Source organism: Odoribacter sp. (assembly GCF_985060555.1).
On the sequence record NZ_CFKYFN010000108.1, the window covers coordinates 39,437 to 52,127 of the forward strand.

At 47.3% G+C, this 12,691-nt stretch carries 12 protein-coding genes; all 12 read right to left on the reverse strand.

Translation table 11 applies throughout. The features are described 5' to 3' along the window. Positions 1-6: 6 nt before the first annotated feature. Positions 7-3,552 (reverse strand): SusC/RagA family TonB-linked outer membrane protein, encoded by a 3,546-nt coding sequence (locus tag AC5RDS_RS14600; protein ID WP_087381831.1) that lies wholly within the window; start codon positions 3,550-3,552, stop codon positions 7-9. Between the two features lie 35 nt (positions 3,553-3,587). Continuing rightward, on the reverse strand, positions 3,588-4,766 hold the full coding sequence (locus tag AC5RDS_RS14605; RefSeq protein WP_494222386.1) for a FecR family protein: 1,179 nt from the start codon (positions 4,764-4,766) through the stop codon (positions 3,588-3,590). 67 nt (positions 4,767-4,833) lie between these two features. Next, positions 4,834-5,400: an RNA polymerase sigma-70 factor gene (locus AC5RDS_RS14610; RefSeq protein WP_013611721.1), complete on the reverse strand. Its 567-nt coding sequence runs from the start codon at positions 5,398-5,400 to the stop codon at positions 4,834-4,836. 195 nt (positions 5,401-5,595) lie between these two features. Further along, positions 5,596-6,636 carry a histidine kinase gene (locus tag AC5RDS_RS14615; protein WP_494222387.1) on the reverse strand — a complete coding sequence of 347 codons (1,041 nt, stop codon included), beginning with the start codon at positions 6,634-6,636 and terminating at the stop codon, positions 5,596-5,598. After that, positions 6,636-8,030, reverse strand: coding sequence for an MBOAT family O-acyltransferase (locus AC5RDS_RS14620; RefSeq protein WP_013611723.1), 1,395 nt, complete (start codon positions 8,028-8,030; stop codon positions 6,636-6,638). The genes AC5RDS_RS14615 and AC5RDS_RS14620 overlap by 1 nt, the downstream gene beginning before the upstream one ends. Before the next feature lie 18 nt (positions 8,031-8,048). Continuing rightward, entirely contained in the window at positions 8,049-8,291 is a 243-nt protein-coding gene (locus tag AC5RDS_RS14625; RefSeq protein WP_013611724.1) for an acyl carrier protein, read from the reverse strand. 16 nt (positions 8,292-8,307) lie between these two features. Beyond that, positions 8,308-9,810, reverse strand: coding sequence for an amino acid adenylation domain-containing protein (locus AC5RDS_RS14630; protein ID WP_368323669.1), 1,503 nt, complete (start codon positions 9,808-9,810; stop codon positions 8,308-8,310). After that, positions 9,794-10,108, reverse strand: a complete 315-nt coding sequence (locus AC5RDS_RS14635) for a hypothetical protein (RefSeq protein ID WP_306443790.1) — start codon at positions 10,106-10,108, stop codon at positions 9,794-9,796. The genes AC5RDS_RS14630 and AC5RDS_RS14635 overlap by 17 nt, the downstream gene beginning before the upstream one ends. A 15-nt stretch (positions 10,109-10,123) precedes the next feature. Next, positions 10,124-10,573, reverse strand: coding sequence for a hypothetical protein (locus AC5RDS_RS14640; RefSeq protein ID WP_229039676.1), 450 nt, complete (start codon positions 10,571-10,573; stop codon positions 10,124-10,126). 307 nt (positions 10,574-10,880) lie between these two features. Continuing rightward, complete coding sequence (locus AC5RDS_RS14645) at positions 10,881-11,708, reverse strand: hypothetical protein (RefSeq protein ID WP_118944663.1); 828 nt, start codon at positions 11,706-11,708, stop codon at positions 10,881-10,883. Between the two features lie 60 nt (positions 11,709-11,768). Further along, a complete protein-coding gene (locus AC5RDS_RS14650; protein WP_256316197.1) occupies positions 11,769-11,897 on the reverse strand; it encodes a hypothetical protein in 129 nt (42 codons plus the stop codon). Positions 11,898-12,085: 188 nt separating this feature from the next. Then, a complete protein-coding gene (locus AC5RDS_RS14655) occupies positions 12,086-12,511 on the reverse strand; it encodes a hypothetical protein (RefSeq protein WP_013611731.1) in 426 nt (141 codons plus the stop codon). Positions 12,512-12,691: the final 180 nt, after the last annotated feature.

A 12,691-nucleotide genomic window follows, 5' to 3' on the forward strand; every position in this document is an offset into this window, starting at 1 on the left:
GGCATATTAAAAATTAACGGTCAATCCTACGGTAAACTTACGGGGCAACGGATAGGAAGCAAGGTTGTCCATACCGTTGGTCGGGTCTATCAACTCCGGGTCGATACCGGAATAATTGGTCAGCAGGAAGAGGTTTTCGGCCGTCACGAAGAAACGCGCACTACTGATGCCGATTTTCCTGACAATCTTCTCTTCTAAGTTGTAACCTAACGTCAATTGTTTCAAACGCAGGAAATGTACTTTTTCGATGTCGCAGTCGAACAGACCGGAGTATTGGTAATGCAACCCGTAACCCTGGGGTTTCGGGTAGGCCGCCTGTGTACTTGCCGCACTGCTCCAGGCGTTCAGTTTGGTTACGTCGGCAAAGAGGGGAACGGAAGAGGCATCGGGTTTGAGGCTGAAATCATCGTAGATTTTCAGCGCATGGCGACCGATGGAATAATTGAAGAAGATGTTCAGGTCTAAATTCTTCCAGCGGATTTCATTGATGAATCCTCCGTGTGCTTTGGGCAGCGGACTGGCAGCCGCATATTTATCGGCGGCAGTGATGCGTCCGTCACCGTTGAGGTCCACGAGTTTACGCGCACCCGGCAGGTATACCATCCGGGTGTCGTTGTCGTAAATCAATTGCACTTCCTTGTTGGCCGTATAATATTTGGGCACTTCGTCCATACTGTTGTAGAAGCCGTCGGTTTTGAACACCATCAACTGGTGGAGCGGCCGGCCGATAATCTGGCTGTTGAAATCGAAGCCGTCCGCGCTCTTCTCAAAACGGTTCCAGTTGCGCGAAAGATTGAATTTCATACGCCACTGCACGGCTGTTTCGCGGAAAATATCGGCTATGAGCTCCAGTTCAATTCCCTGATTGGAAATGGCCATACCGTTTTGCCACTGGAAATTGAGGTATTGTGTGTTTCCCGGCAGGGTGATGCGGTTCAACTGGCCTTTGGTGTAGCGGTAATAATAGTCCAGATTGACTTTAAAGCGATAGTCTAACAAACTGATATCCAATCCGACGTCGTATTGGTTGGTTTCTTCCCAACTCAGGTTTTTGTTGATAACGCCGGCACTCGTATTCGGCAACATACCCGCATTGCCGTGAAAAGTGTAACGGTCGGGCGACAACAGTCCGTGAGCTAAGTAAGGTTGGTGGAATTTCTGTCCGGAGACACCCCAGCTACCGCGTATTTTAGCAAAGCTCAGCCAATAAAAGCGTTTCATAAACGGCTCTTCCGAAAAGGCCCAGCCCAAAGCAACGGAGGGGAAGGTGGCCCAGCGTACATTTTCGCCGAACACCGAGGAACCGTCACGACGCAACGTGGCTTCCAACATGTATTTTTCCTTGAAATTGTAGGTCACACGACCGAAATAACTGTTGAGGCGTTCTTCGTCGAAATTGGACAGGTAAGTGAAAGCGGAGATAAACAAGTCCTTCGTGCCGTCGCCCACATTATTCAAACCGTTATCGCCACCCCAGCCCTGCGCGCCGACGTAGTGAACGTGATCGTTCGGTCCGTTGGAACCCGAACCTTTATTGTTGAAACTCTGGTCTTTCTGGAAAGAAAGTCCCAGCAGCACATCGAAATTGTGCCGGTTTTTGATAGAGAAATTATAGCTCAGCAGGTTTTCGTTTATCAGCGAAATATCCCGCGCAATGGTTCCTTCCGAGGTCGAAAAATGGTAGGTCGGGTCCAACGCCTTCGGTTTGAAAATGTTTTGATTCTGCTGGTTGAAATCCACGCCTGCCGATAGTTTCAGGTGCAGGTTGCGGATAATTTCGTAGTCCAACACCAAATTGAACCGGGCGGAATAGCTCTGATTCTTTTCCGAAGTTTCATTCAACTGTTGGAGCATCATCCGCCCCACCTCCCCGCCACCGGGAAGCAGCGTCGGCGTATCCGTCGGGTCGGAAGTAATGCTTTCCATCTTGCTGGCATTGCTTCCGGCATTGCTTCCACGACTCCGGTCGCTGTAGGTCAGTGAAAATTGGCCGTCCATCCGCAATTTTTTAGCCGGCATGGCCGTCAGGTTCGTCAATACATTGAAGCGGGTAAACCCCGTATTGACGGCGATTCCTTCCTCGTCGTAATATCCGGCACCAATCATATAGCGTACGTTTTCATTTCCGCCGGAAGCTTGAAGATTGGCATTGAGCACCTTAGCTACCTGATAATTTTGTTTCCACCAATGGGTGGAGTTGTTGTAAAACGAATTCAGACTGTCCTGCAAAGCAATGGCATTCTGCGGGCGGGTAGTACCCCAAAACCAGTTGTACATGGGGCCCTTGTCCTGGCGGTTTTCGTATACCTCTTCATACGACTCCGGCAATTTCCAGGTGCCGTCGGCCGTTTTATAAGGGGCCAGCGTGTTGTACAACGCTTCTAAATGGTACCTGCGTTCATAGTTACCGCCCCATTGGTCGGGAGCTGCGGGCAACCAGGAGGCCGAATAGGAAAAATTGGCGGAGAAGCGGGCCTTTCCAGCCTGTCCTTTCTTCGTCGTGATGAGAATGACACCGTTTCCTGCACGCGACCCGTAAATAGCAGCAGAAGCGGCATCTTTCAGTACTTCGATGGATTCAATCATCGACGGGTCTAAGTCGGACAACGTATTCGAACCGGTGACCGGTGAAGTAAACGACTGCATGGGTACGCCGTCGATGACGTAAAGCGGGGTGCCGTAATTGCGGTCATCGCCCTCTCCTTCCACAAACAAAGAGTTATATCCCCGAATGGCTACCAATGAACCGCCACCGCCCGGCGAACCGGAAATGTTGCTGATTTCCACACCCGCCATGTGTCCCTGCAAGAGGTTTTCGAGGCTATGGGTAGGCAATTCCTTGAGTTCGTCGGCTTTCACGGAAGAGATTGCACTGACGACGGTACGTTTTTTTTGTGCACCGTAGGCCACTACCTGCACTTCTTCCAGGCTGGCCGTTTCGAGTTCCATCTTTACGGAAACGGCCTTTCCATCGGTATAATTAACCGTTACGGTTTTGTAGCCTACGAACGAAAAGACCAATTTTCCTTTTTCCTGCGGTACCGATAAGGTGAAATCTCCGTCCACATTCGTGGACACCCCCATTTGCGTACCGTCTAACAGAACGGTAACACCCGGCATCGGCAGGTTCTTTTCGTCCACCACCTTTCCCTGTACTTTATAAAACTTCTGTTGTTCCACCGTTTGCGGTTGTTCACGAAACAGAATGATGGTTTTGTCTAAAATGCGGAAAGAGAAACCCGTTCCTTTCAGGCAAGCAGCGAGCACTTCTTCGATGCGGGCATTCCGCACGTCCAACGTGATGTTGGAGATATTTTTTACGGCAGCATCGTCGAAGAAGAAACTGAACTCCGATTGCCGGCGGATGTTGTTCATCACCTGCTCTAATGAAGCATTGTTCACTTTCAGGTCTAATTTCGCCTCCTGCGAGTATGTGTTGGCCGAGACTTGTAAAAAAGCAGCACACAGAAACAACATACAAAGTTTCATAATCTTTTGTGTTTTGCGCCATCGCCCACCATAGCGACGGCTGTTTTCAGTTCTGTTTTCCATTGAATTTGATTTAGACTTTTATTTTGACTGATGATTTATTGCCATGAAACGGAGACCGTCCGGCCTTTGACGTGAAAATGCACACGCCGGTTTTGTTCGATGATGCGGAGGATATCCCCGAAACGTTCGGTTTTGTCCATATCACCCGTAAACCGGATGTCCTTCACCTCCGGATTCAGATAAAACACCTCCAAGTCGTACCAACGGGCAAGGGTGGTAAAAAGGTCTTCCAACCGCATATTGCGGAAAACAATCCGCCCGTCTTTCCAGGCGGTATGCAGATAAGTGTCGACCTCCCGTTTGGTCATGTAACCGTTTGTCTTCTCCAAACACCCCTGTTCGCCGAGTGTCAGGCGCACACTTTGTCCGCCGACCTTTTCGGACATCTGCACGGCCCCGGAAACCAATGTCGTGACAATATCCTCTTCCGGATAAGCCCGCAGGTTGAAACTCGTGCCCAACACCGTGACTTCGGCAGGACCGGAAATAACGGTGAACGGGTGTGAGGCGTCGGGATGTACATCGAAATAGGCTTCCCCGACTAAGTAAACCGTGCGTCGTTCCCCGGTAAATTGCACCGGATAGCGCAGCTGTGATTCGGTATTAAGCCACACCCTGGTACCGTCCGAGAGGGTCAGCAGATACTCTCTGCCCCGCGGTGTAGTCAGTGTATTACAGGGAATGTTGTCGTTGACAGCCGATACTGTGGAATAAGTAATCTGGTTTTCCCGGATTTCAATATTCGCACCCTTTTGGGAAAGCACGGGAACGGTTAGCGTATCGTTTTGCGATAACACAATCTGCTCGCCACCCGCTAAAGTCAAGAATGCCCGGTGGCGGGTATCTGTCAATCGACTCCCCTGTTCCAGGTCATCTGTGCGGGACGAATTCACCCACCACACTGTCGCTCCGGAAAGCAACAAAATAAACAGGGCCGCATAACGCAAAGAGCGATACAACAGCTTACGGCGACGCCAAGATTTCCGTCTCGACATAAACATCCGGCAATCTCCCTGCCAGTCAATCGTTTGACGCAACCGCACCTGTTCCGCCAATACCTCTTCCCGGCCAAAAGCGGCATACATCGTCCGATGGCGTTCATCCTGGGCCAACCATTCGTCCAATACCCGGCGTTCATCGTCAGAGAGTTCTTCCCGCATCGAACGGGCAATTATTTCCGATAGCCGGAATATTTCAATTTCTTTCGTTTCCATAATTTTATCAAATCAATATAATGACCCTTAAGGAAACGAAAAGAGGGTATACAAATGCGGAAAAAAATTAAAATTGTAGGATGGAAGTCAGCAGGGCCAAAGGAATAACGTCTTTCAAACGCTTGTATAATAAAGCTTTTCCTTGTTTTTTATAGGATTTGACCGTTTCCACACTAAGGGAAAGGATTTCGGCAATTTCCTGATTGCTTTTATTTTCGAGTACCAACCGGAAAACCTTCCGGCATTGCCCCGGCAAAGCATCGATGGCCCGGATGAGTTGTGTATACACTTCTTCCTCTAAGATATGGTCCAAATAAAAAGCTTCTTCCCCCATCGCCTGCGATTCGAAAATATACCGTTGCTTCACCCCTTCATGCCGTAGTTGTTTCAGGCAACGGTTTTGAGTAGTCTGGTAGAGATAGGCTTTCAGGTTGTCTATGGAAGTAAATTTCTCCCTGTTTTCAACGATATGGAGAAATATTCCCTGCACGACATCCTTGCAGTCTTCTATATCCGGAAGATAGTTTTTAGCAAAAATCACCAGAGGTACATAGTAATGCTCAAACAAAAACTTCACCGCCACATCATCGTAACGCAAAATATCATGTAAAGGTGATGGCGAGGGAGCAGGCATGTTTTTTGTCTTTATATGGTTCGGAGAACAAATGTAATACTTTTGACAATGCCGCTGCTATCGTTTTGAATAAAATAACAAAAAAAATTAGGTGTTTATGTACATTTTACCCTAAATGTAGGTTTCATTTTTTTTCTTTCTATTCAGATAGCATCCTGCTACCCGTTTCATTCTTCTTTTCTTGTCTATCGGCTGTCATTGACGTTTGTATATTCTCTCCAACAGTTTATTGCCCAACAAGGGACGATAATGTCCCGCTTCGTAATAGTTGTGGTAATCTTCTGTAAATTCGTTAATGCCGCTGAAATCATACACATTCTCTTTCCCGAAAATGCCTTGCAAGATGTCTCTGTCATCCGGGTGCAGTTTTTTCTGGTTATAATCCGGACTGATTAGGACACGTATTGAAGTGCCATGGCGGCGCAGGACTTCCATGATTTCATCCAACACCATCCGTTGCCTGTGGAATATGGCAGGTTCAGCTATCGTAGCGGTGCCATCCCGTTCGGGAAACTCTTTTTTGCGGTTTTCCCAATACGCCTCGCCTTCCTGTTCTATCTGCTTCTCACGGGGATTGAACGCATCATTGTTCTTCGAATCACGTATTCTTCCATGAGGATTCATCCGCTTCATGTCCGGTTCTACATTTCCTGTTATGCGGTATTTCAAGTAAGGGAACAAGAAATCGGGCGTTGCGAATGCCTGTAAGAACTCCAGTTGCATGGTAAGCGGATTACGCCCCGATACAGTTGCCGGAAGTATATGGCCGGCTCCCGTCAGGAGTTCAAAACGTGAAAGGGAAGTCCGGTCGAGAATCATCAGCACATTCTTTATCTCCGCGCCTTCACGGTCAAGGGCACGGAGTTTGAGGCTTATCGCTTTCATACTCTCTGCATTGCCGAAAAGGCGGATGGCACGGTCGCCGGGAGCAAGATATTTTTCCCATTCTCCACATCGGAATGCCATCGCACATGAATTGCCCAAGATAAAAGAATTGAAATGCACACTATCTTTATGGTTCCGGTATATCTGCCAACCTACCTGCTGTTCGTTGAGCATGACATCCGAATCATATACTTCATATTTGCGAAGTACCATGAAAGGGTCATCGTAAACATAAAGGGCAATCAAAGCCCAAAACGGCATGGCGAACAGTACCGATTTTCGGACAAGGCGAAGGAAAGCCTGTCGTTTGCGAAGGCTTTCGCCAGTAATAGTTTCCTGTATATTTTCCATCAGAATTGCAGATATATGAAGTTCTCCGTGCCGAACTTGCCATAGGCGAACAGCGCGAATACGATTAAATAGTAGATAGTCCAGCGTAACAGAATAGGCTGCCTTTCAAGACGGCGGTGCAAGTCGCCTTTAGACATAAAAAAATCATAAAGCAGCATCAGCAATAACGCGGCACCTGCCACGATGCAGATGTGGTCTGACATACCGATATTGATTTCTTTCCAGCTCGCATGGGTCTGAAAAGAGATATTCCGCAGGAAATAGAATGCGTCGGAAACGGACTTTGCTTTGAAGAACACCAACGATACGGCAAAAATGAGGTAGGTGCGGATGACCGAGAGCATGGCGAACAGCCGTCCCCCGATATGTTTCCTTACCTTATTCCGTATTCTTTCAGTCCTTAGCTCCCATACAATCACAAGTCCCTGTATAAATCCATAGACGGCAAATGTCCATCCTGCACCGTGCCATACGCCCAAAGCGATAAATGTCACCATGAGGCTTGCCGCCACACCCCACTGTCCCCAACGGCGTGTGAACGATGACAGGGGCAGAAAAAGGTAATCCCGTACCCAGGAGGAAAGGGAGATGTGCCAGCGGCGCCAGAACTCAGCCGTGGTTTGGGCGGCGAAGGGATGCGCAAAGTTGGATGACAGTTTCAATCCGAACAACATTCCTATTCCAATCGCCATATCCGTGTAGCCGGAGAAATCGGCATAAAGTTCGATGGGATAGAGAAGGCAGGCCATAAGCAGTTGTACACCCGATGCGGTGTGCATCGAACTGAACACACCGTCAATATAGGGTGCTATATGGTCGGCAAGTACCAATTTTTTCACCAATCCCACCACAATCAGTTTCAAACCATAAGTCATCATGGAATAGGATGCCGGAGAGAGTTTCCGGACTTGCGGAAGCAAATCGGCAGACCGCTCAATGGGACCTGACAAGAACTTCATGAACAGAAGCATATAAAGCAGGAAATCTATCGGACGGCGTTCCGCCTTTTCCTCCTCCCAATAGACTTCCGTCAAGTAACCGATGGCCTGGAATGTATAGAAAGACATTCCCAATGGGAAAATAAAACCTGAGTCTCCGGTTAGCCGGTTGGCATACCTGAAACCAATCCAGCAGAGGACAAGACAGGATATGCCGCCCCAGTAAATCAAACGGAAACCTCTTCCTTTTTCACGGGCTTGCTCAATAAGTATCGCGGCGCCGTATGTAAAAAGGCTTACGACCAGTGCCGTGACAAGGAATGCGGGATTGAAGTATCCGATGAAAACTCCGCTTGCCGCAAGCAGAACTAACTTCCGTCCTTTATCACTGATAAAATGGTATAATGTGAAACAGAGCAGGAACAGCAGGACAAATTCAAGGGAAATGAATGACATTACTTTTTCCTCCTATTCCTATTTGGCTTTATTCTTGATGGTATGGCAAAGGTCGCCCACATTTTTCAGTTTCACTATCTCGCGGAACGAGAAACGCACGCCGAACTTATTCTCTATTTCTGTGATTAGTACCATATTGGTCAGCGAATCCCATCCGTCCACATCGTGGGCAGTAGTGCTTTCGGTCAATGTAATGTCGTCTCTCTTTAACACTTTTCTGAATATTCCGTTCAGTATCTCCAATAATTCTGTTGTATCCATATACTTGATTGTTTATTTATTGAGTGATGTACTTTAATAGTTGGTTCCGGTCAATTTTGTTGCTGTTGTTTTGTGGGAAACAAGGAATGAAGTGGATGCGCCGGGGCAACATATAAGGCGGCAGATGGCTTTGCATATACCGTTCGAGGCTTTCCGTATCCTCCGCCTCCTTTTCTACGGCAAGGTGCAGTTCACAACTTCCGTCCGTAGCATAAACCGGCAATACCACAGCGTTACAGCCATGCTTGTAAAACGCTTTAACGTGGTATTCAATCTCACCCAATTCTATTCTGAAACCTTGTATCTTTACCTGCGTGTCTTTACGGCCGCAATAAATAATATCCCCGTCAGCATCAACTTGACAGAGGTCTCCGGTACGGTAATAGAGTTTTCCAAAGGGAGTCGTAACAAAACATCCGGCCGCCTTTTCGGGAGTACGCCAGTATCCGCACATGAGTTGCGGTCCGGCAATCCACAGTTCGCCGGTCTCTCCGGCAGGAAGCTGCTTGCCCGACGGGGATGCAATCATGTAGTCCATACCCGGAAAAGGCTTCCCGATTGCCGCCATGCCGTTATGGTGTTTGGCTCCTTCAGCCGGAATGACATACGAAGTGCAGTAGATGGTGGCTTCGGTCGGTCCGTAGAGGTTGATTACCGTGGCATTGGGTATGCAAGGGCGAAATTCATCAAGCAGATTCACGTCAGTGGCTTCGGCTGTGACTATGAGATAGCGTAAGTCCGGAAAACTGATTTCCCCGAAATAAGGGCGTGATAACCGAAGTACGGAAGGTGCCACTGCCGCAAACGTAAGGCGATGGCGTTCCATGATGTCCAGTACGTTCAGGTATTTCATTCCTTTCTGCGGAACAGCATAGACACACGCCCCGAAGGTGAGGGGATAAAGGAACGAGACGACTGAAACATCGAATGTCAGTTCGAACATCTGAAGCATACGGTCGTTTTCGTCCAACTCCCATCCTAAAGCGCGATAAGCCTTATAGAAAGCATTCAAGTTCCTTCGGGATATAGGAACGCCTTTGGGTTCGCCCGTACTTCCTGACGTGAAGATGATGTAAGCAGGCACGTCGGGATTAACGTCATACGTCACCACGCCGGAATGCGAGGTTTGCCGGTGTGAGGAGACGCACACCCGTCCGGCACTGATGTCAGGAGGAAGTATATCGCCGTTCTCTCCACTGTAAAGCAACAGACCGATGCCGGATTGCCGGGCTATCCGGCAGTTGCGTTCTGCCGGATAATCGGGATGCAACATGACGTATGTTTTTCCGGAAAGCAGCACCGCCAAAATGGATGCGTAGGTTTCCATACGGTTTTCAGCCGTGATGCCGATGATGTCTTCTTTGAGATTCCTCAGCGTTTCACAAATGCTTCCTGCCAATCCAAACAATTCCTGATAGGTATAAGTCCGGTCGTCAATAACCAGTGCCGGACGCATGGCATAACGGTTCGATGCCCGGACTATAGCGGCCAGCATATCTGCATCATTTGTCTTCTTCATAATTTGTATGTTCTCTGTTTATATTTTCTTGTTCCGTTTGCGGCTCATGCAGCACTGCTTTCTCTTTGGAGATGCCGGGGTTAGTGCCAATCATCCACAAGAAATGGGGAAATGGCAATACCAGTTTCACGGTGTTTTCTTTTTTTGTTGTTTCCATCTTTCTTTTCAGCATAATGTAACTGTCCTCTTTTGAAAATCTGCCTTTGGGAGAATGCGTTGATGACACCAGTAGTTCCAACAGTTTTTCTGATGACTCTTGTTCTTCTTTTATAAGTCTCAAAGAAAGCGGATTCTCCATTTTGAACTATTGGCGTTATTTGAAAGTATAGCCAAAACTCAGATAAGGATACAATAGCGGGGTTTTACGCAATCCGTATTTGTCTCCAAAATTGAATGAAGGACTGATGCCGGCACGGAACATAAAACCACTTTCCCGTTGATAGCGGTATCCGATATTTAAAAAGATATAGTATCCGAAAGTATTCCGTGATTCAACTATCTGAGTAACCGGTTCGATAATGCTGACATTTCCCTCGCTGTTAACCCAATAAGTTTCCTTTATGGAATACAGCCCCATATTGATGCCTGTTCCGGCTTCAAACTTGCTGCGCCGTTTACCTAAAATGCAATTAAACTCCAATGGCACGGAAAAACCATGTCCTTCATTGGAATTGTAGTTCGTCCCATAAAAATAGGATATTCCGGCACGATAGCCGAAAGCTGAACCGGGCTTTATTCTTGTGTCATAAGAAACACCAATCATATTTGAAGCGCCCAATAGTTCCAAATAAATGTTCTTGTACGTTTTATCTTTGTGCGAATTCTCAATCTCTTGCCCAAAGGCAGGAAAAGAGAGAAAGCAGATTAAAATTATTGTTACAATATTTCTCATCCTTTTTCTTATGGTTTAAGCCTATTTGATAGGCTGTTTAATAGTCACTGTCACTTGTTCCGCTTTGTTGGATGGATTATAAAGCAGACTCCCGCATGAACTCATGCACATTATCCATCCGCATAGCAGAATCCATATAGCAACAGTCGTTATTTTGCTTTTTTTCTGTTTCATATTATCAATGATTAAAGAATAGACCTTTCACGATTTGCTGGAACATTCCACCAAAATCCGCGTTTATTTCGCGCCCGTTGTGCTTATACGACGGACGTATTATCGGTACAGTCCATTGCTGGTGAGACCCATTGCCGCCATAGCTTCTCATGCCCACGTCCATTGCCCACCGTTCTGCCAAATCGAAAGAGAGGTAACCTCCATAATGGTAGCCGTCCAGCCTCTTCATCGGTTTTACTCCCGACAAATAGATGCGATAATATGTGCCAAAGAGATGGAGTGATGTTTGGGGGAGGAATTGACAGGAAACATCGGTGCCGATTCCGAATGTATTGCTACTCGAACGGGGAATGCTCAGTTTATGCGCATAGAGGCACAGCCCCAATTTCCATTTCTCGTTTGGAGAATACACCGTTTTGACTTCGGCATAGTTCGATACGCCGACTCCTATGATGTTTTCCTGCCTGCCACGCCCCCAAACATCCACTTTGTTAAACCGATGGATAATCCCGCCGACATTGTATTCACCTTTATGCAGGGATGAACGGTCAACGGGAAAACTCCGTGTATAATCAGGACGAAAGTCCAAAAGCGTTCCGGGCATTTGGGGAATGGCATCAAAATGTGGAAACAAAAATGCCTTCTCATGTTCATAAACCGACAGTTTGGTCGTGTCTATGCCCGTCACGGTCTGTTTTGTACGGTCAAAGGAAAGTACACGTTTTTCCTGCCCGTATGATTTTGAGCAAACAGACAACAGCAGCATGATGACAAGAGCCACACTATATGCTGTCAGATTGATGCCGCAGATTTTCAATTTTTGTTTCCACATAATATATATTCAATCGCAGGATTTCGATATATGTTTCTTTTCGTTCCATGACTGTTGGGATTATTGGCAAAACGGACTCGCCAAAAGCGAAAGAGCGATTGTCGCAATGACAACCGCCGTAATCGCCATGGCTGTAACGAATACATCGATAGACAGCCGTTCGATCGTTTCGATAATCATCTTGCTCATATTTTTTGTCGCAAAAATATCTGGCATAAAACGGCTATACAATCAGAATCTTACCGAAACGGAGAAATCGGCTTCGCAATCGCCCGAATCCGCCTTCGAAACAATTTCGGAGGTATCCGTTCACTTGCTTCCGAACAGCCGCCTTCGCCGCCGATACGACAGGAAGATGCAGAGAATGCACGCCAGAATCATTCGTTCGGAGTGGTCAGAAGTGCACTTCCCTGTGTAATATCGATACTTGTGAAAGCATCGCCGACCGTCATTCCTATACCGATTTTCCTCGGCTCCCGTCCATCGTTCTCTTTCAGGGCGATATACAATTTGTTCGGACTTTCGGACGGCACGACGATTTCGCACCACTCGTTTTCGAACTTCATAAATCCGAAATCCTCGCCGTGAATCATCAGGTTTTCGCCCTTCGCTTCGTATTGGACGGTGGAAATCCACCAGCCTTTGTAATTTTTCATCGTCACGACGGCCGAGCCTCCCTGCGGCGGAACGGTTATTTCCCGACAGTCCGTCTTGATCGGATCCCAATCGCCGTCCTTGCGTGTACACGATACTGCCGATGCTGCGATAGCAAGTAAGTAAAAGCCGTATTTCAATAGTTTCATACGTGTATATATTTTCGATTCGCGGCAATATTAGTATGAAAGGGTCTCTGTTTTGACTTCATTTTGACCATTATTGCCCAGTATACTATAATGCACTTCCACTTCTCCGGGAATATCATCTTTTGTGGTTATTGCAATATAATTATGCCGAAGAATAGTTGTTTTGCGTACTCCTTCCTC